This is a genomic window from Aerococcus viridans (assembly GCF_002871935.1).
Taxonomy (GTDB): Bacteria; Bacillota; Bacilli; order Lactobacillales; family Aerococcaceae; genus Aerococcus; species Aerococcus viridans_B.
In genome coordinates, this window is sequence record NZ_PNHQ01000027.1 from 1 (window position 1) to 19613 (window position 19613).

Genomic DNA, 19613 nt, shown 5'->3' on the forward strand with positions numbered 1-19613 from the left:
ATAATGGAAATGAATGATAAATAAAAAAACCAAGCAATCAATGATTACTTGGAAATTATTCTCATCAGTCCGATTTGACGAAGAGCCCCTTTTAATTATATATAATCAAAGTAAACCATTAAGCCTTTCACATATTTATTATGTGTCCATACTTAATAAATCTTGTGCTAAATAAAATTATTCAGCTGCTGCGTCAGTCATTACATCTTTACCATCGTAGAAACCGCAGTTTGCACATACATGGTGAGATTTACGTAATTCACCACAGTTAGGGCATGCGTTCATTCCAGGTACTTCTAATTTGTAATGTGTACGGCGTTTGTTTTTTCTTTGTTTAGACGTTTTACGCTTTGGTACTGCCATCATTACACCTCCTAATTAAATATCAATTATGCTTCATCCGACGATTCTGAATCTTTAAACAGATCTTGAAGTTTCGCGAATTCAGGATTAATAGCTTTCTCTTCATCGCGTTCAGCTTCAAACTCTGCTTGACTTACAACTCGCCAGTCATTCCCTTCAGGAAACGCATCATCTGCCTCTTCCGATTCAGTTAAAATCTGAATTGGTAGATTTAAAAGAATGTTGTCACGGATAGAATTTCGCAAATCTAATGTATAGCTATCCATATTTAACTGTACAACATGTTCTTCATCGACAATATCTGTCTCCCAACCGTCTTCAATGAAACGTTCGGAAACTGGTATCTGTAGATCCAACACTACCGGCTCTAAAGACCGTGTAGATGGCATCGTCATTTTTAGTGCTAATCGTAATTGTGTCAATACTGTATGTTCTTCATAGAGAACCATACCCTCTACTGAAACAGGTGACATATCGATCAAGTCAGGTATTACTGCCTTCATCTGTTCTTTCATATCAACTGATTCTTGAATCATCATTGGTTGAGATGCGATTTGACGCAACTCTTGAATAGACCATTTCATTATTGACCACCTAATAAGCAACAAGAAAAATTATACTAAGTTTATACCTATTTGTCAATGTTTTTTCCTTGACAAGGGTGTTAAATTAAACTCATTACCACTTTTTGATTATAATATTTATAAGATGAAACGCACTTACTCATACTACTAGGTTCCTATCAAAAAGTAAACTATTTTTCTCCTGCTCCCTTTCCTTTTTTTATTTCGTAAATATTGGCGGATGATTGAAATTTTGGTTTCCAATTTGTGGTTTTAGTATTTCATACATCCGGTCAACCTTCAACCACATTGGCCAGTTTTTTTCACTCGCCTGGTCCACACGACTCACCAATTGCCACGAACACTCTGTATCATTCAAACTTCCCTTAATTGTTTTCAAGTAAGCGCGCCCTTTAGCCGTTGCCCCAAGCAACATCAAAGGTTGTTTATGTCCTGGTGAAAGTACTGTTTGCATATCTTTCTTGTGAATATTTAAAGCAACCATTAAAGCCGTTCGCTGTATCCGATTTGCTGACCAATTGCGATTTTTCACTTGGTTCACAAAATCCGCAAAACTATCCACCTGTTTAATGGCCTCAATCATCCGGTGTTCCATACCACCTACCATTTGGTAGATATTACTAAGCTCATCAGCTGAACCAGTTAACAAACGATATCGTAAATATGGGAATAAGTCACTCCAAGATACCAACCGGTTTTCATCATTAGCTTTACGCAAAGATTCAGCCATCAGACTCGGCACCATTTTATTCAGCGTATGAATATTTTCCTGTTCTTTTAAATCTTTCGTCAAGAGATAGTGACGAATAGCTGAACCCGATGTGTACACTTGGTCATTTTCCAACAGGTGTTCTTCCTTAACCACAGCTAAACGATGGTTATCGCCAATTCGCTTGATTGGTATCATATTCAAAGGTGTTGGTAATTCAGCATTCACCTTGGCATAAGCAAAAGCGAGCAATGTATTCGCATTTTCTTGGAAACGAATGTTCAAGGCGGCTAATGTAGGATATGTTTTTTGTAGATGTTGAATAGCAGCAATCCGTTGCTCAGCAAAAGAAAGATTCTCCATATGTGAAACAGCCTCATCAGCCGCCACCACTTCACCTGGATGGTTAACCATCCATTTCGCCAACTGTTCGTAATTTACAAAGTAGTCATCCTCAACACCAAAGGAAATTGCACGACAGCCTAAAGCAGCTAACGCATTTACACCGCCTTTTGCAAAATAGTCAGCTGGCTGAGTGGCATACCAAAATGGTAATTCTATTACTAAATCACAACCATTATCCAATGCGACGGCTGCCCGGTCCCATTTAGATATCATGCTTGGTTCGCCACGTTGGACATAGTTCCCTGACATTACACCAACTACAATATCAGCCTTAGCTTGTTCTTTTGCTTTTTTGATCTGATAGGCATGGCCGTTATGGAACGGATGCCATTCTGCAATAATTCCGACAGCTTGCATAGGGTCACCCCTTTTGTCAATCTATGATATTGGTTTATTTCTCTGCTGAGAAGAATATACGCTTAGAATTGGTGCTTGGTGCTTCTTGTGTGAAATCGCTTGTTACCCTAATATTCTTAAATCCAACCTGGGTTAAGATATTCTGATATTCTTCAATCGCTAGTGTTTGTTCATAATGCATTTCTTCAAATCGTTGATAGTATTGATCTGCTTCATTTTGGACGAATACATTAATCGTATGATCAATAGTATTTTTGCCACGAAATTGATCTGATGTCCAAGTAAAGACAGCATCATCCCACTCAACAACAAATGAACTTTCTGGATAGATTTCATTCATTTGATATACGGAGTGGACATCAAACATAAATAGGCCGCCATCTTGCAACTGTTGATAGATGTGTGTAAAGGTTGTTTTAACAGCCTCGGCATTTTGTAGATAATTAAAAGTGTCACAGAAGCAAGAAATGACTGTTGCCTGATTTTCTAATTCAAAACTTGTCATATCATCTTGCCAGAATGTTAAGTCTAATTTGGCTTCTTTGGCATTTTTAATAGCTGCATTAACCATCTTCTCTGATAGGTCTAATCCTTTAATAGCATAGCCTGCCTGAGCCATAAGGATCGCAAACTGACCGCCTCCCGCACCTAAATCTAACCAAAAATCTTGGTCGTCTAAATACTTGCCAAAAGCTTGAATCGTATCTGTAGCATAGGTAAACCAAGATAAGTATAGACTGTCATCAAACAAGATTTCGTAAACATCAGCGAATACGTCATATTGTTGTTGATTATCTGTCATAATGCGCCCTAGCTAATCCATTCTTCGATATTTACTAACGGTGCTTCGGACCACATTTTTTCTAAGTTATAGAAGCCTCGTTCTTCAGTAGTAAATACATGAATAATTACGTCGAATGCATCGATTAAAATCCAACGATTACCATCTTGGCCTTCGATACCTTTGACTTTAAAATCAGCTTCTTCAATTGCTTCTTCTACTGCTTCCACAATTGCTTTTACTTGACGGTCATTACGACCTGACATAATGACAAAGTAGTCTGCCATTGGGGTTATATTTGCAACATCCAATGCTACGATATCTGTCGCTAATCGGTCATCTGCGCCTCTAACAATAGCTTCTAATAATACTTCACTTTTTTTAGTCATATAATCTCCTTTATTTCTCTTTACGATGATAATTTTTCACCCAATCGTTATAGATTAAGATAGTTTCCGGATATATTTGTCGTCCTGATCTCACTAGATGCGTAATAGACTGTTTAATTTTAAAATCAACAGCTGCATCCAAGTCAGTTTTGGCTAATTTACGAGCCTTTTCAACACCTTTGAAATCTCGACCTGGTTCAATATAATCAGCAATAAATAGGATTTTTTGGTCTAAGGTCATCTCATAGCCTCCAATGGTGTGAATCCAAACAGCCTTTAAAATGTCTTCATCCTTGACGTTAAATTGCGTATCTGCAATCATAGCTGCTAATGGGCCGTGCCAAATGGCAGACCCATAATTTATCCATTCCGGATCATAACCCGGATAGTCTTTAAAAGTCAGTAGGTGTTTTTGACTATCATCTTTTGCATAGTCATGCAATAAGGCTGCTATACTCGCTTTATCCACATTAGCTTCTGGATATAATTCAGCTAATTCAATGGCTGTTTGCTCGACGCGGAGGACATGGTTAAAGCGTTTATTAGTTAAACGAGCTTGTAACAACTCTTCAAGTTCTTTTCGCGTAATTTGAATTAAATCTTGATTCAGTTCTCTAGCTTTCATGCGGTTGATATAACCCCTTTTCTAGAATATAGGCTGCAACGGATGCTGGCGTTAGATAGCGAATAGATGCTTGTTCAGCAACTGCTTTTCGTATACTTGTTGATGATACAGTCATCCTCTCAGCATCTATGAATATCAGTGGATAGTCTGTTTCATTTCGGTAACCCTCACGCCCAACGCCTACAAAATGAACCATTTTTATCAGGTCATTTATTCTATGCCATTTAGGCAAATCTTCAATCATGTCAGCACCAATAATAAAATAGAACTCATATGTTGGGTATAAGGTTGTCAAAATCTCCATTGTATCTACTGTGTAAGATTTTCCAACCCTATCTAATTCAATACCCTCAAGTCGAAAATGTGGATTGTCTTCAATGGCTAACGCGATCATATCCACTCTGTAGGCATCCGCGAGCGTTTCTTTACTTTCTGCATGTGGTGGTTTTTTATTTGGCATAAACCAAACTTCATCTAACTTTAATTTATCATAGACTTGTTCCGCCATTAATAAGTGCCCATTATGAATCGGATTAAAAGTGCCCCCTAAGATACCAATACGCTTGTGAGGATTATCTTCAAATGCTAATTCTGTCTCTGGGTCATTTATTAAACGAACATGTTCTTGATTTAGAAATGATACCTTTGCCACGACTTGCCTCCTGTAATTAACCTAATGCTTTAACTTGAGCTGAAATTTCTTGATATTTCGCTTCTTGAGAAGGTCTATATAAAGTAATCACTCGGCCGATTGTTTGTACAACAAAAGCATCTACAGCTTCAGCGATTTCTGTTGCAGCTTCAGTCGTTTCTTCATCAGTATTTTGTAAAAGGTGTATTTTAATCAGTTCTCGTTTTTCTAAGACCTCATCAATTTGCACCATAAATTCTTCTGATAAGCCATTTTTACCGATATTTGCTACAGGATTTAAATGATGTGCTTCTTTGCGTAAAAATTTCTTCTGTTTATTGTTCAAAATAACGGTCTCCTTTCATTTGGTTATTTTCAAGCTATTTAAATTAATTTTTCTCTAGTAATAATATCGATTCCTTTTGGTACATAGACAGCAACTTGAACAGGGGCGCTCACTGACACCCAGCCTAAGCCTGGATATACGATATCTGTTGGCTTTTTAATTGAGAATTCTTTTCGTACAAGCTCTGGGAATTTATCCGTATTCTCTGGATATGGTGGTTGTAAAATCCCACCTAGATGTTCTTGATAAAACGCATCTGAACCAGCTAATTTACGGCGGTGAGTTTTGATTTGACTAGACATGTATACGGTAAAGGATGTGCGTTCACCTGCAATAAAATCTAATCTAGCTAAACCACCAAAAAATAAGGTTTGTTCTGGATTTAATTGGAATGTCATTGGTTTGATTTCTTTATTTGGCAAAGCATCTACCAATTCTTTCCCTTCTAAGATGGCGGTCATTTGACCTGGATTAATAATTCCCGGTGTATCAATTAAACTAGCTTCACTATTCTCAGTATCATCAAAAGGTATGTCGATTAAATCTAAAGTTGTCCCAGGAAACTGACTCGTTGTGATCACATCCGCTTCAATTCCAGTCGCTTGTAGAATACGATTAATCAACGATGACTTCCCAACATTTGCCATACCAATCACGTATACATCGCGTCCCTCACGCATTTCATCTATTTTAGCCAACAGATCATCAATATTGGCACGTTTTTTAGCAGATGTCAGTATTAAGTCATCTACTTTCACACCGTTATCTTTTAAATATTTACGTAACCAATTTTCAATCCGGCTGTGTTTTACTGCCTTTGGTATAGCATCCATCTTATTGGCAACCATTAAAATCGGATTGCTACCAGCAAAACGGTTTAATCCATTAATCAAAGAACCTGCTACGTCAAAGATATCAATCACATTCACAATTAATGCATCTTTTTCACTAAGGGTATTCAAGATAGCTAAAAATTCATCAGCCGTTGTTGAAACCTTTTCCAAGGTATTATAGTGACGCAATTTAAAGCAGCGCTGACAGTATAATAAGCCTGATTCAATACCTTTCTGATAAGCAGTTTGCGGTGTATAGCCGCGTTTGTCTGGTTGAACTGTCTGAATTTCCGCGCCGCAACCAACACAATACAATGTTTCTTCGTTAGACAATATTATTCCTCCACTTCAAATCAGGATGATTCTTTTCTAGTCTCTTAAATAAGATTTTTTCAATTTTACGATTTAAACGGGTCCAAACCAAGTCTGTCTCAACTAATGGCATCACCAAGATACTGCGAATACCTAGACGGTTACCGCCAAAGACATCTGTTAAAAGTTGATCGCCAACAATGACTACTTCATCCTGACTCACACCTAGCTTTTCAATCGCACGTCTAAACCCTTTACGCGAAGGTTTTTTTGCATCTGAGGTAAAGAGTACCCCTAATTGATCAGCAACACGTTTTACGCGACCATGACGGTTATTAGATAAGATTACAACAGGTATGTCCGCTTCTTTCATACTTTTTAACCAAGCACGCAACTCTGGTGTACCATCAGGGTTATTCCATGCAATCAAAGTATTATCCAGATCAGTGATCACACCCTTAATATTGTGTTTCACTAATTGATCTGGTGTTAATTGATAGATACGTTCTATCATCCAGGTTGGTGTAAAATAATCTTTTTTCATGCCGGCCTCCCTTATTTTCATGAATAGTATATCATAAGCAGCCCCTCGATTCACTTATCCAAATATACTTAAGCCTTTGTTTCTCTCGCTTTTCTGACGCGGATTTTACCGCTAGATAAACTCGCATAACACGTCATTATCCAAATAGTAAAGCAATAAAAAATGCTACGGGCATATCAGTCAGACATGCTCGTAACATCATCAATCGTCTAAAATCATATCTCTTCTACTATAACCCCATCTTGGGCAAAGTCAAGTGTCATTATTTCAGCATCAAGATTTAATTGCTGAATGTTTTCAACAATCTGAGTAGAAGCGCTAGCTTGAACTAGCGTCATAATTGTTGGACCTGCACCTGATAAGTAAGTTCCAAAAACACCATCAACACCTAGTAACTTCTGCCGGATCTGTCCTAGTTCAGGGACAAGTTGTGCTCGGAATGGTTCATGGAATTGGTCCATTTCCATCAGAGTGCCTACCGCTTCAATATCCCCTTCTAGTAACTTACTAACGAATACATTTCCAATACCATTCGCCCGCACTGCATCAGCAAATGACAATTCTTTGGGTAAAACAGCTCTTGCTTCTTTTGTCAGCAACTCACGGTTTGGAACAGTAGCAATGAAGTGTACATCTTTTAATACTGATTTAGTCCACAATACATGAGTTAAATCCGTTGCAACTGATACTACAAGACCACCAGCTAAGGCAGGCGCAATATTATCTGGATGACCCTCAATTTCATTCGCCATATTTATTTTATCCGCCATTGACCAATCAGCATTGACTAGTATTTCGGCAATAGCAATCCCTGCTACAATGGCTGAAGACGATGACCCTAATCCACGTGCAGTTGGGATATCACTAAACATTTTCAAATGATGCGGTTGCGCATCTGGTGCAAAACGTAGAATAGTCACAATAACCATATTGTTCTCATCATGAGGAATACTGTCACCTAATTCATGGTCAATTTGCCACCTATCAGTAGGGCCTAGAATATCAATCGTTAAATAAAGATTGACCGCAACCCCAATAGAGTCAAATCCCGGTCCCATATTGGCAGAGGTTGCTGGTACTTTTACGCGAATTCTTTCTACCATTACAGGTCACCTACTTCGCTTCAGGTAATACAGAGTAGTAAGAAATTAAAGTTAATTCAGGATTGTCCTGTGTAGCTCGATTAATTTGTTGTAGTTGAGCTTGTGACATTTCATGCGTTACCACAACAATTTTCGCAGTCGTATCGTCAGAAGTTGGTTCTTGGAATACCTTGTCTAAACTTACCTTAGCATCATCGAAAATTTGTACAAGTTTAATAAACTGCCCCTGCTTATCTTCTGTTTCAAAGTGGAAGAATCCGACAGATTGGATATCTTCTGCCCTTTTCCAAGTTGCTTCTTGACTATAATTAGCGAATGGTTGGCCAGTAGTTTCAGTATGGATATGTTGACCAATCGCCATAATGTCTGATACTACCATAGCACCTGTCGGCAATTCACCAGCACCAGGACCATAGAACATCATTTCACCTGTCGCTGCTCCCTCTGTGAAAACAGCATTCATTTCATTACGCACTGTAGACAATGGGTGAGTTTTAGGGACCAACGTTGGGGCTACTTCTGCATATACAGTGCCATCTTCAAAATTTGCCCGACCAATTAATTTAATGACATATCCTAGTGAGCTAGCTACTTGAATATCTTGAGCTGTGACATGACGAATCCCTTTAACCGGAATCGTATCTAAGTCGACTGTTACCCCAAAAGCCATTTTTGTTAAAATAACAATTTTTCGGGCGGCATCTAACCCATCTACATCACCAGATGGATCTGCTTCTGCTAATCCTAACGCTTGGGCTTCTGCTAGCACCTCATCAAACCCACGACCTTGTTCTACCATCTTTGTCAAAATGTAATTCGTTGTACCGTTGACAATTCCTGAAACAGAGAACAATTTATCTGATGCTAAAGGCGTTCTTAGACTATTTAAGATTGGTATACCACCAGCAACTGCCGCTTCATATGAGAAATCTAGTTGGTGATGTTGTGCATATTGAATTAAATCTTGCCCGCGTTTAATGGCTACTAGGTCTTTATTAGCAGTCACGATATGCTTACCGGCGCGCAAAGCGGATTCAATACAGTCTGCGGCAAATGATGTCCCCCCCATTGCTTCTACAACAATATCGATATGTGGGTCATTGATGACATCATTGAAATCAGTTGTCAATTGAATGTCTTCTGGTAAGCCAGGATGTTTAGCTTTCGATTTTTCAATATCACGGACAAAAATTTTACTTACTCGGTACTGAATACCTTCTGTATCTGACATTTTTTGCGCATGTTCGTGCATGATTTTGGCTACGCCACCACCGACAGTTCCTAGACCTAGTAATCCAATATTTATTTGCTTCAAATTTGCCACCTCTTTAGTTCATTGTATTTTATCATGTATATTTCATGATATTCTCATAATTAAATTCTACCCTTAAATTCATAAAAAGCAATCAATTGTTGAACATATTCAAAATCCGGTACATAAAACTCATCTCGTCCATTGATTTTGATTGTATCCTCTGACCCTTTCCCAGCTACAACAATAGTCGTCGGCTTCCCTGATGCTATAGCATCTTTATAAGCCATATAAATCGATCCTGTTCGATCTAAATTGCTTCTTACCTTGGCTGTCGGATTCATCTCATAAATGGCCTCTTCAATTTCAGCCATGATCTTATAAGCATCTTCAAAATTTGGATCATCACTCGTTAAGTAAATTTCATTCGTATTCAAACCAGCCACGTGCCCCATGTCAGGTCGTCTATTTTCAGCTTTACCTCCGGCTGAACCAAATACAATCCGAAGATCATTGTCAGGCGCCATTTCTTTTACAGATGAGAATAACTCCTCAAAAGAAATTTTATTATGAGCAAAATCAACCACAAAGGTCAATTGATTATCCTGACTTCTGTATATTTCCATTCGTCCGTCTGTTTTCGCTTGCCCTAATGCTTGTTGAATAGTTGACCATGCCACATCATTTTCTCTAGCAATGGCTGCTGCCACTAACGCATTGTTGATATTAAAGTGACCCAGTACATTTAATTTCATAGGAATCGTTTTACCCTGATTGCGGATCATAAAGTGTTGCGTTGCATCGTTAATGGTCAATTCATCAGCAAAATAGTCTGCTGTTGGATTCTTACGCGATACAGTTACAATGCGCTCAATATTTTTAGCAGATTTGGCTGCTTTTAAAATATCCTCAAAGTGATCAGTATCTTCATTGATAACTGCTACTTTACCATGTTCAAAAATCTGTAATTTTGATTGGAAGTAATCAGTAAAGGTTGGATGTTCAACTGGTGAAATATGGTCTGGTGAAATATTTAGAAAAGCAACTACGCGCATTTGTACATCATCAACCCGGTGATATTTTAAGGCTTGGCTAGATACTTCCATGGTCGCACGCGTGACATTATGGTCTCGCATTGTTGCCAACATTTCATATAAATCCATAGCTTCGGGAGTTGTCAAAGTCGATGGCGTCTTTTCTAGTCCATCATAATTGAATGTAGATGAAATAAAGCCTGGTAGTGATTGCGCTTTTTCTTGACTATCTAAAGTCAATATCTGGTTCACAAAGCCTGCTGTTGTCGTCTTTCCTTTAGTTCCTGTAATACCAGAAATTGCGACGTCTTGCCAAGGGGATTGATAAAAGAAATTGGCTAACTTAGCCATTGCAAGACGAATATCTTCTACAATAATACCTGGAATAGCCACTCCATAATCTTGTTCAGCTAGGTAAGCAACCGCACCTTGGTCAATAGCATCATTAAGATAGGACGTTTTGAAGTTCATCCCTTTACAAATAAATAAGGTATTCGCTTTGACTGCACGTGAGTCGAAAGTAATATAGTCAATGACCACATCATCTATTATTTCTTCTTGTGTAATAGTTGTTGCGTCATCGTTACCTTTAAAAAAATCTATTAGGCGTGCTAATTTCATTGAATCTGACATGTTAAACTCCCTCTACTCCATAAATAAAAAAGGATCGTGATGCCACGACCCTCTATACGACACAGAATGTCTGCCATATTGGTTGTTCTAGTAGGTTTCCCCACCTTAATCAAAATAATGCGTTAATTATTGAATTAACTCGTAAATTTCCATTGCAACTAAGTCAATGTCATCAAATTGGAAAGTTTCGTTGATTGTTAAGTCTTCTAATTCAAAGCTTTCAGACTCTTTGTTAAAGCGTACAATACACTTCTCAACGCCCTCTTTTTCAAAACGACGTACTTCGATTTCTGAGTCATCAGAAAGCATCGCTTTTAATCGGGTAATAATTGCTTCTAATCGAGATGATTGCATAATAATCTCCTTTCGCCTTCTTATCTTTGTCATTTTAACACTCTTTGAGTGAATAAAAAACCATTAACTGCTTAAGAAATAAATTTATTTCAACTCAGGCTTTTCATTATTAAAGGGTGTAAAAATGCCAGAATTCATTTAGTCATCTTTTTTACGTATATAGAAGGACGGAAAATACTTAGCGGCCCATTTTAAGGGCTTATGTAATTCGGCAAAAGTAGACGAAAGATATACACTACGTCCAATTAGATTCCTCGGTTTCTCGGACTGTAATTCAATCATATACTGATAGATATGATATAAATCTTCATAAAATGCATCAGCTGATACATGATAGATCAATGGTGCCAATCCTTCTGTATAAGCCTCTTGTGCTTGCAGAACATCTATTAGTGCATGAGGGAAGTCTGTTACTTTGGATAACAAATGTCCAAATGGTGCGATAGCTTCAAGTGTTGCCAAATAAGGTGTTCTCATAGCGATAACCGGTAAATGATTTGTGATAGCCTCTATGAAGGTTAAGCCCTGTGTTTCTGACGTAGACAAGTTCACATAGACATCTGCTGCTTGATATAAGACATTCACCTCATCATGCGATACGAATCCTGGATAAATGATCTTATCTGTCAAACCCATTTCTGCTGTCAGCTCTTTTAACTCGTCTAACTGTGGTCCATCACCAGCTAACATCAATTTAGCATTTGGAATTCTCTCCAACACCTGTGGTAATTGCTTGATAATCGCAATTAAATTCTTTTCCTCAGCGATACGGTTGATAGATAATAATAAATATTCATCTTCCTCTATTCCCCAACGTTCTCTAAAGCTAGTAAGTTGGTTTGGATCAAGTTCTTTAGGTAATTTAACACCAGTCGCTAAGACATGGATGGGCTTTTGAATCTGATAGTCACGTAGTACTTCTTTCATTTGCTCACTAGGTGATATCACTAAGTCTGCTTGATCACAAAAAAGCTTGGACAAGTGAACGACTGTCTTTCGAGAAATTAACTTGCCATTTAAAATGTAGTGTAGATATTTCTCATACCATGTATGGTATGTATGCACAAGTGGAATCCGCATATAACGCGCTACACTTACCCCCATCAATCCCATAGAAAACTCTGTTTGAGTATGGACAATATCAATTTTTAATTCTTTACATTTACGATAAATAGATGCAAAAGATGGAATGGCTACCCGTCTATCTTTAAAAAATAAAAAAGGTACAGATTCATAGCGAAAGACATGGTTTCCATCTTCGGCTTTTGGATCTGAAGTGGTAAAGATATACACTTCATGGCCATTATCCTCAAATGTTTCTTTTAATGTTTGAATTGATGTAGCGACTCCACTCACTTGTGGAAAGTAAGTGTCAGTAAAAATCGCGATATTCATCTAAACACTCCTTAGATGCTTTTTATAATAATCCTATCATAACAGAAACGAACCTATTTAAAAATCATCTGCGTCTAAGTAAATATTAAAGAATACTATTAGACAGCAAACAATCTGACTAGGTAAAGCATAAAAAACCTCACCAAGAGGATTATCTTAGTGAGGTTTATTTTATTCGGTTTTAGATATTATAGATCAGCTAATTCTGGTACTGCATCTTTAATGAACGCTTCAGCTTCATCTGAAGTCGTTGCTTCAGTAACCACTTTGTTTGCTAAATCAGCCATTTCTTTTGAATCTAATTTAGAAATTAATGATCTGATTTTTAGTACAGAAGATGCAGACATTGAGAATTCGTCTAATCCCATTCCAACTAATAACGGTGCTGCCATTGGTTCTCCGGCTACTTCACCACACATACCAGTCCATTTGCCTTCTTTATGACTTGCATCAATAACGTTTTTGATTAAACGCAATACAGATGGGTTAAATGGTTGATACAAGTATGAAACATGTTCGTTCATACGGTCAGCTGCCATCGTATATTGGATTAAGTCATTCGTACCAATTGAGAAGAAGTCAACTTCTTTAGCAAATTGATCAGCTAGTACTGCTGCTGCTGGGATTTCAATCATAATACCCACTTGGATATTATCTGCAACTTCAACACCTTCAGCTTCTAATTTAGCTTTTTCTTCCTCATAAATTGCCTTTGCAGCACGGAATTCTGCTACATTAGAAATCATTGGGAACATGATGCGCAATGTACCGTACACAGAAGCACGTAATAAAGCACGTAATTGTACTCTTAATAATTCTGGTTGTTTTAATCCAATACGAATTGCACGGTAACCCAAGAATGGATTCATTTCTTCTGGCAATTGTAAGTAAGGTAGATGTTTGTCCCCACCAATGTCCATTGTACGAACAACAACTGGACGACCATTCATACCTTCTAACACAACTTTATAAGATTCAAATTGTTCATCTTCAGTTGGCATTTCATCTGAATCCATGTATAAGAACTCAGTACGGTATAAACCAATCGCTTCAGCCCCATTTGAGTGTACACCTTCTAAATCTTTTGGTGTACCAATATTAGCAGCAATTTCGAATTTCTTACCGTCTTTTGTTAGCGTTTCAGCATCCTTAAGTTTTTCCCATTCAGCTTTACGCGCTAAGAAGTCAGCAGCAATTTTTTCATAAGCTGCAATCGTTTCATCATCAGGGTTTACAATGACATCTCCGTTTAATCCATCAACAATTACCATATCGCCATCGTTAATTTCTTTAGAGATATTACCAGTACCAACAACTGCAGCAATCTCTAATGAGCGAGACATGATTGCAGAGTGAGATGTACGACCACCGATATCAGTTGCGAAACCTTTAACAAATTGGCGGTTTAATTGCGCTGTATCACTTGGTGTTAAGTCATATGCAACAACAACCACTTCTTCATCGATAGTTGAAAGGTCAGGTATTTTAATACCTAATAAATGCGCTATCAAACGGTCAGTAACATCTTTAATGTCCGCTGCACGTTCTTGCATATAAGGATTATCTTCCATGCCTTTGAAAATTTCAATGTAGAAGTCAGCAGTTTGACGTACAGCAGATTCTGCATTCAATGCGTCATCATCAATTTTTTGTGTATAAGCTTGTTGCAATTCTGGATCCTCAAGGACCATTAAGTGCGCATCAAACACTTGTGCTTCTTCTTCCGATAATGATTTAGATGCAACCGCTTTAATCTTTTCGATTTCTACTTTTGAGTCGGCTATAGCTTTTGCTAAGCGTTCTTTTTCTTGTTGTGAATCGTTAGATTTTGAAATTTCAAAACTTAAATCAGGTTCTTCAACTAAGAACGCTTTAGCGATGGCAATGCCATCGCTAGCCGCGATTCCTGTTAGCTTCGTCATATTATTCTGATAACCCTTCGTTTTTCATAGTATCAGCAATTGTTTGGATTGCTTCTTCTTCATCGTCACCTTCAGCAGTGATCACAACATCAGAGCCTTGACCTACACCTAAAGACATTACGCCCATGATAGATTTCAAGTTTACAGATTTACCTTTATATTCTAGGTTAATATCTGAGTTGAATTTGCTTGCTGATTGCACCAATAAAGTTGCCGGACGTGCGTGGATACCAGTTTCAGCTGTAATGTTAAATTCTTGTTTTTGCATAATCAAAAATCTCCTTTAAAATGTTTTATTTATACCTTTATAGATAGGCAAGAGTTATTATAGCTTATCTATTCGCAAAGTAAAATGTCACAAAATAGACTATACCATAATTAGAAAACTCTTTCATTAATAATTTACCAAAAAAATAGCGTTTCCACAAGGTTTTTCACTCGAATTGTAGGGGAATCATTTTATTTAAGCCTTTTAGTTGAAAGTCAAAATTGGTCAGAGTATAATGATGGTATAAGCAGTAATGAAATTATACTGCGAAAAATCTCAATGCTACTTAGAGAGCTTTAAATAAAGGAAGTGTTTATATGTTATGTCAAAACTGTGGCGAACGTGACGCTGTCATTCACGTATACGCAAATGTGAATGGTCGACGTGAAGCAGTAAACCTCTGCCAAACGTGCTACGCACAGTTAGCCCATGGAAATCAAGCTAAAAATATAAATAATAATAATAATCAATCTTTCGGTGGCTACAACTTTGATGACTTATTACGTAAGATTCAGCAACAAGGTTTTGGCGCTAATAGTCAACCTAATGCTCAAACTCAAGCTGGTAATGGTGGAAATAATGACAATTCAATTTTAGGTAATTACGGTACTAATTTAACGGACCAGGCAAAAGCTGGCCTTATCGACCCTATTATTGGTCGTGATGATGAAATTATCCGTGTAATTGAAATCTTAAATCGTCGTACAAAAAACAATCCTGTTTTAATTGGGGAACCGGGTGTAGGTAAAACTGCAGTAGTAGAAGGTTTAGCTCAGAAAATCGTTGAACATGCCGTACCTGAAAAGTTACGTAATAAAGAGGTCATTCAACTAGATGTTGCATCTTTAGTTCAAGGTACTGGAATCCGTGGCCAATTCGAAGAAAAAATGCAACAATTAATGAACGAAGTAAAAGAAAATAAAAATATCATTCTCTTTATTGATGAAATCCATGAAATTGTGGGTGCTGGCTCAACAGAAGGCGGCTCTTTAGATGCGGGTAATATCTTAAAACCAGCTTTAGCTCGTGGTGAACTACAATTGGTTGGTGCAACCACATTAAATGAATTTAGAAAAATTGAAAAAGATGGTGCCCTTGCTCGTCGTTTACAGCAAGTTATGGTAGCTGAACCTTCAATTGAAGAAACATTAGAAATTATTAAAGGGATTCAAGAAAAATATGAAGGTTTCCATAATGTAAAATATAGCGATGAAGCTATTGAAGCAACAGTACGCTTATCAGACCGGTATATTACCGATCGTCAATTACCAGATAAAGCGATCGACTTATTAGACGAGTCTGGTTCTAAGAAGAATTTAACTATCCCCTTCTTAGATAGAGAATCATTGAAAACTCAAATTGATGAATTAACCAAACTAAAAGAGATGGCTACAGAAGCTGAAGATTATGAAAAAGCTGCGTACTATCGTGACCAGCTAAATAAATACCAAGATATGTATGATAGCAATCAAAACATTGCTGAAAAAACACCTACTATTAATGCTAGCGACATACAAGCTATTATTGAAACCAAAACCGGTATTCCAGTTTCAGACCTACAAGAATCCGAGCAAAATCAATTGATTCATCTAGATGAAAACTTAAAACAACACGTAATCGGTCAAGATGATGCAGTAGAACAAATTGCTAAAGCTATTCGGCGAAATCGTGTTGGTCTAGGACGACAAGACCGCCCAATCGGTTCATTTATGTTCGTTGGACCTACCGGTGTAGGGAAAACTGAATTAGCCCGTCAACTAGCAATTCAATTATTTGGTCGACACGAAGCTTTAGTGCGTTTTGATATGTCTGAATATATGGAAAAACATGCTGTGTCTAAATTGATTGGTTCACCTCCTGGATACGTAGGTTATGACGAAGCAGGACAATTAACAGAACAAATTCGTCGTCAACCTTATTCAATCATCCTTTTAGATGAAATCGAAAAAGCCCATCCGGATGTATTGAATATTTTCCTTCAAATCATGGAGGATGGTCGCTTAACCGATGCTCAAGGTCGAACAGTATCCTTCAAAGATACCCTGATTATCATGACCTCAAATGCAGGTTCAGACGGTGTTGAAGCGAGTGTTGGTTTTGGTGCAAGCAAACAAGGCAAACAACAAAGTGTCATGAATAAAATTGGCGATTTCTTCAAACCTGAATTCTTAAACCGTTTTGATGCGATTATTGAATTCCAACCATTAACTAAATCCGAATTGATTATCATTGTTGACCTCCTATTGGACAACATGAATGCGTTACTTGCTAACCAAGATATTCATGTAACCGTTGATGACAAAGTGAAAGAACGTCTAGTCGAATTGGGTTACGATCCAAAACTTGGTGCTCGTCCATTAAGACGTGTTATCCAAAGTCAAATAGAGGATCAAATTGCTGATACCTATCTAAAAAACAGTGACCTTCACGAAATTCATTTCACAACAAATACTGACGATGAAATTATCGTAAGTGCAAGTGAAAATGAAAACTCAGCAAACTTAGAATTAGACGATAGTACAACTGAATAAACATAAAGAAAAGGAATTGTGGCTTCGTCGCTACAATTCCTTTTTTATAAATAAAATTTATGCTTTTGTTGTTAGAAGTGGTTTGTTAGGAATAAAACTACAATGGCAACAACGACTACTAGTGAATCGACTACAAAGCCTAGGATCATCGGTTTAGGACCAATTTTTTGAATATCTTTAAAGCTAGTCGTTAATCCAATTGCAGATAAGGCCATGATCATGCTGAATTTTGATGCACTTGAAATAGATGGTGCAATAGTATCCGGTATAATACCAGTACTTCGTAGAACCACAACGACTAAAAATAAAATGATGAAATAGGGAAATATTTTTTGTAAATCAACAGGTGTGTGGTGGTTTGTGCCCTGCGCCTTATTTTCTAGTCGTTCATTAATAACAGAGAAAACAAGCACATATGGGATGATGAATAACGTACGTGTGAGTTTTACAATAACCGCTACGTTCCCACCAAGTTGTGAGAAAGCATAACCAGCAGCTACCACCGAAGACGTGTCATTCACCGCAGTACCAATCCAATGACCATATCCTGTATCAGACATCCCCAGCGCAATCCCTATCCATGGAAAAATAATTACAGTAATAATATCAAAGATAAAGGTCGCAGAAATTGCATAAGTAATATCTTCATGTTTTGCTTTTATAACAGGCCCAACCGCTGCCACAGCTGATCCTCCACAAATCGCAGTACTCACTGCTAATAAATTTGTTAGCTTCCAATTTACCCCAAAAAACTTACCAATCAAGTTACCAACACCAAAGGCTGTCGACATTGTAAATATCATTAAAAACAGTGCATATTTTCCAACATCCCACACTTCAGCAAAGTTCAGATTCACGCCCATCAAAATAATTCCTAATCGTAGGATTTTCTTTGATGAAAAAATAACCCCTGAATATAGCTGTTGATGTTTCATGAAGAAAGGATTTAATGCCATCCCAACTAGCAGAGCCATCACAGTCGCACCAATGATATCACCTGGTAATAAGCTACTCAGCGCTATGGCTATCACTGCAACTAAGGCACTCAGTAATAAGCCTGGCATAAGATTTTTCCCTTTTTCTATCATAATTCTCCTCCAAATCATTATTCATATCTTGAATATATCATAAGGTTTCCATAAAATATAATTATCATATTTTATATTTACATAAATAATTATTATAAGGATGGTGGGTATGCTAGATAATCGTTTACAAACTTTTTTAACCCTTTGTGAGCAAGGGAATTTTACTAAAACAGCTGAAATATTAAACATGACTCAACCTGCTGTTTCGCAGCATATACAATATTTAGAAAACTACTATCAAATCATCTTAATATCTGAAAAAGGTAAAAACTTCTCGCTTACTGAAGAAGGTAAAGCTCTTCAACAATATATCAAGTTATTAAAAGCAAATGCTGAACGTATATTTCCATTGCTCCACCGCGTAAAAGATAAGGTTTATCCTCTACACTTTGGTGCAACCCTAACCATTGGTGAATATACTATGCCGCCCATTTTACATAAGATATTTGAAGAAAAACCTGCTACAAATATTTCAATGTTTGTTGAAAACACCCATATTCTACAAGAGATGCTTTGGGAGGGAAAGATTGACTTCGCTCTATTAGAAGGCCATTTCAACCAGCAGGAATTTGAACATAAGTTGATTTCAAATGAAGAGTTTATCGCTATCTGTTCGCCTGAAAATATCCTAGCAAAAAAAGCCATTCTTTTAGAAGATTTACTTGATCAGCAACTTATTTTACGGGAGCCAGGAAGTGGTACACGTGATATTTTAGAACAAGCTTTATATAACCAGAATCTTCATATTGACGACTTTACTGGCAGAACTCAAATCACAAATATGAATGTCATTAAAGCTTTATGCCATCAAAATATGGGTATCACCTTTATGTACCGTGAAGCTGTGAAAGAAGAATTAGTAACTGGTTATCTTGTTGAAATTCCATTAGTGAACTTTAATATTCAACATCCCTTTAATTTCGTTTACTTAAAGGATGCACCTGACAAACAGCAAATCGAATCTTGGTTTGAAACAATTGTGCGTCTAAGATAGTACTCAGTCTTGCATACCTACACAATAATAGTCCTATTCATAAGGATAGGTCATTAGCTAAACTACACAAAAAAGGCTCTACAATATATAGGACTGATGACTAAAAAAGTCATTGGTCCAATTTTTTTCGCAAAAAAACGAGGATTCCATTATCATTAAG

20 protein-coding genes are annotated in these 19613 nt (G+C 37.3%); 2 read left to right on the forward strand and 18 right to left on the reverse strand.

The features are described from left to right. Window positions 1–177 precede the first annotated feature (177 nt). The 17 genes from rpmF to CJ191_RS08445 all read right to left on the reverse strand — a co-directional run bounded on the left by rpmF (window position 178) and on the right by CJ191_RS08445 (window position 14840). Window positions 178–363 (reverse strand): 50S ribosomal protein L32, encoded by a 186-nt coding sequence (gene rpmF / locus CJ191_RS08365; protein WP_016897670.1) that lies wholly within the window; start codon window positions 361–363, stop codon window positions 178–180. Between the two features lie 26 nt (window positions 364–389). Next, window positions 390–947, reverse strand: coding sequence for a YceD family protein (locus CJ191_RS08370; protein WP_070467967.1), 558 nt, complete (start codon window positions 945–947; stop codon window positions 390–392). 199 nt (window positions 948–1146) lie between these two features. Then, the gene (locus tag CJ191_RS08375) at window positions 1147–2418 is read right to left on the reverse strand and encodes a tRNA(Met) cytidine acetate ligase (RefSeq protein WP_102199505.1); all 1272 of its coding nucleotides are present in this window, start codon (window positions 2416–2418) and stop codon (window positions 1147–1149) included. Window positions 2419–2452: 34 nt separating this feature from the next. Then, window positions 2453–3220: a class I SAM-dependent DNA methyltransferase gene (locus CJ191_RS08380; protein WP_070467969.1), complete on the reverse strand. Its 768-nt coding sequence runs from the start codon at window positions 3218–3220 to the stop codon at window positions 2453–2455. A gap of 8 nt (window positions 3221–3228) precedes the next feature. Next, entirely contained in the window at window positions 3229–3588 is a 360-nt protein-coding gene (gene rsfS / locus CJ191_RS08385; protein WP_070467970.1) for a ribosome silencing factor, read from the reverse strand. 10 nt (window positions 3589–3598) lie between these two features. Further along, on the reverse strand, window positions 3599–4213 hold the full coding sequence (yqeK, locus tag CJ191_RS08390) for a bis(5'-nucleosyl)-tetraphosphatase (symmetrical) YqeK (protein ID WP_070467971.1): 615 nt from the start codon (window positions 4211–4213) through the stop codon (window positions 3599–3601). Then, the gene (locus CJ191_RS08395) at window positions 4203–4865 is read right to left on the reverse strand and encodes a nicotinate-nucleotide adenylyltransferase (RefSeq protein WP_070467972.1); all 663 of its coding nucleotides are present in this window, start codon (window positions 4863–4865) and stop codon (window positions 4203–4205) included. Before CJ191_RS08395 ends, yqeK begins: the two co-directional genes overlap by 11 nt. A gap of 16 nt (window positions 4866–4881) precedes the next feature. Continuing rightward, window positions 4882–5190 (reverse strand): ribosome assembly RNA-binding protein YhbY, encoded by a 309-nt coding sequence (gene yhbY / locus CJ191_RS08400; protein WP_083272761.1) that lies wholly within the window; start codon window positions 5188–5190, stop codon window positions 4882–4884. 38 nt (window positions 5191–5228) lie between these two features. After that, window positions 5229–6356, reverse strand: a complete 1128-nt coding sequence (gene yqeH / locus CJ191_RS08405) for a ribosome biogenesis GTPase YqeH (protein WP_070467974.1) — start codon at window positions 6354–6356, stop codon at window positions 5229–5231. Beyond that, the gene (locus CJ191_RS08410) at window positions 6349–6879 is read right to left on the reverse strand and encodes a YqeG family HAD IIIA-type phosphatase (RefSeq protein ID WP_070467975.1); all 531 of its coding nucleotides are present in this window, start codon (window positions 6877–6879) and stop codon (window positions 6349–6351) included. Before CJ191_RS08410 ends, yqeH begins: the two co-directional genes overlap by 8 nt. 215 nt (window positions 6880–7094) lie before the next feature. Further along, window positions 7095–7982: a homoserine kinase gene (thrB, locus tag CJ191_RS08415; protein ID WP_083272762.1), complete on the reverse strand. Its 888-nt coding sequence runs from the start codon at window positions 7980–7982 to the stop codon at window positions 7095–7097. Between the two features lie 10 nt (window positions 7983–7992). Then, window positions 7993–9306 (reverse strand): homoserine dehydrogenase, encoded by a 1314-nt coding sequence (locus CJ191_RS08420; RefSeq protein ID WP_102199506.1) that lies wholly within the window; start codon window positions 9304–9306, stop codon window positions 7993–7995. Window positions 9307–9356: 50 nt separating this feature from the next. Next, window positions 9357–10901 (reverse strand): Mur ligase family protein, encoded by a 1545-nt coding sequence (locus tag CJ191_RS08425; protein WP_102199507.1) that lies wholly within the window; start codon window positions 10899–10901, stop codon window positions 9357–9359. A gap of 126 nt (window positions 10902–11027) precedes the next feature. Then, window positions 11028–11255: a YkuJ family protein gene (locus tag CJ191_RS08430; RefSeq protein WP_016897683.1), complete on the reverse strand. Its 228-nt coding sequence runs from the start codon at window positions 11253–11255 to the stop codon at window positions 11028–11030. A gap of 138 nt (window positions 11256–11393) precedes the next feature. Next, window positions 11394–12650, reverse strand: a complete 1257-nt coding sequence (locus CJ191_RS08435) for a glycosyltransferase (protein WP_102199508.1) — start codon at window positions 12648–12650, stop codon at window positions 11394–11396. Window positions 12651–12838: 188 nt separating this feature from the next. Then, window positions 12839–14572, reverse strand: a complete 1734-nt coding sequence (gene ptsP, locus CJ191_RS08440; protein ID WP_102199509.1) for a phosphoenolpyruvate--protein phosphotransferase — start codon at window positions 14570–14572, stop codon at window positions 12839–12841. Window position 14573: 1 nt separating this feature from the next. Beyond that, window positions 14574–14840, reverse strand: a complete 267-nt coding sequence (locus CJ191_RS08445) for a phosphocarrier protein HPr (protein ID WP_070467980.1) — start codon at window positions 14838–14840, stop codon at window positions 14574–14576. Between the two features lie 317 nt (window positions 14841–15157). Between CJ191_RS08445 and CJ191_RS08450 the strand changes: the two genes are divergently transcribed. Further along, window positions 15158–17371: an ATP-dependent Clp protease ATP-binding subunit gene (locus tag CJ191_RS08450; RefSeq protein ID WP_070467981.1), complete on the forward strand. Its 2214-nt coding sequence runs from the start codon at window positions 15158–15160 to the stop codon at window positions 17369–17371. A gap of 71 nt (window positions 17372–17442) precedes the next feature. On the opposite strand, the gene CJ191_RS08455 is transcribed toward CJ191_RS08450, so the two are convergent. After that, window positions 17443–18459, reverse strand: coding sequence for a YeiH family protein (locus CJ191_RS08455; protein ID WP_070467982.1), 1017 nt, complete (start codon window positions 18457–18459; stop codon window positions 17443–17445). 109 nt (window positions 18460–18568) lie between these two features. Between CJ191_RS08455 and CJ191_RS08460 the strand changes: the two genes are divergently transcribed. Further along, the gene (locus tag CJ191_RS08460) at window positions 18569–19453 is read left to right on the forward strand and encodes a LysR family transcriptional regulator (protein WP_070467983.1); all 885 of its coding nucleotides are present in this window, start codon (window positions 18569–18571) and stop codon (window positions 19451–19453) included. Window positions 19454–19613 lie beyond the last annotated feature (160 nt).

Bases quoted from the DNA above. Each gene is read 5' to 3' on its own strand.
- CJ191_RS08380 (WP_070467969.1), bottom strand. From the start codon at position 3,220: ATGACAGATAATCAACAACAATATGACGTATTCGCTGATGTTTACGAA.
- CJ191_RS08370 (WP_070467967.1), bottom strand. From the start codon at position 947: ATGAAATGGTCTATTCAAGAGTTGCGTCAAATCGCATCTCAACCAATG.
- CJ191_RS08445 (WP_070467980.1), bottom strand. From the start codon at position 14,840: ATGCAAAAACAAGAATTTAACATTACAGCTGAAACTGGTATCCACGCA.
- yqeK (WP_070467971.1), bottom strand. From the start codon at position 4,213: ATGAAAGCTAGAGAACTGAATCAAGATTTAATTCAAATTACGCGAAAA.
- ptsP (WP_102199509.1), bottom strand. From the start codon at position 14,572: ATGACGAAGCTAACAGGAATCGCGGCTAGCGATGGCATTGCCATCGCT.
- CJ191_RS08430 (WP_016897683.1), bottom strand. From the start codon at position 11,255: ATGCAATCATCTCGATTAGAAGCAATTATTACCCGATTAAAAGCGATG.
- rsfS (WP_070467970.1), bottom strand. From the start codon at position 3,588: ATGACTAAAAAAAGTGAAGTATTATTAGAAGCTATTGTTAGAGGCGCA.
- CJ191_RS08425 (WP_102199507.1), bottom strand. From the start codon at position 10,901: ATGTCAGATTCAATGAAATTAGCACGCCTAATAGATTTTTTTAAAGGT.
- rpmF (WP_016897670.1), bottom strand. From the start codon at position 363: ATGGCAGTACCAAAGCGTAAAACGTCTAAACAAAGAAAAAACAAACGC.
- CJ191_RS08435 (WP_102199508.1), bottom strand. From the start codon at position 12,650: ATGAATATCGCGATTTTTACTGACACTTACTTTCCACAAGTGAGTGGA.
- CJ191_RS08460 (WP_070467983.1), top strand. From the start codon at position 18,569: ATGCTAGATAATCGTTTACAAACTTTTTTAACCCTTTGTGAGCAAGGG.
- CJ191_RS08375 (WP_102199505.1), bottom strand. From the start codon at position 2,418: ATGCAAGCTGTCGGAATTATTGCAGAATGGCATCCGTTCCATAACGGC.
- thrB (WP_083272762.1), bottom strand. From the start codon at position 7,982: ATGGTAGAAAGAATTCGCGTAAAAGTACCAGCAACCTCTGCCAATATG.
- CJ191_RS08455 (WP_070467982.1), bottom strand. From the start codon at position 18,459: ATGATAGAAAAAGGGAAAAATCTTATGCCAGGCTTATTACTGAGTGCC.
- CJ191_RS08450 (WP_070467981.1), top strand. From the start codon at position 15,158: ATGTTATGTCAAAACTGTGGCGAACGTGACGCTGTCATTCACGTATAC.
- CJ191_RS08410 (WP_070467975.1), bottom strand. From the start codon at position 6,879: ATGAAAAAAGATTATTTTACACCAACCTGGATGATAGAACGTATCTAT.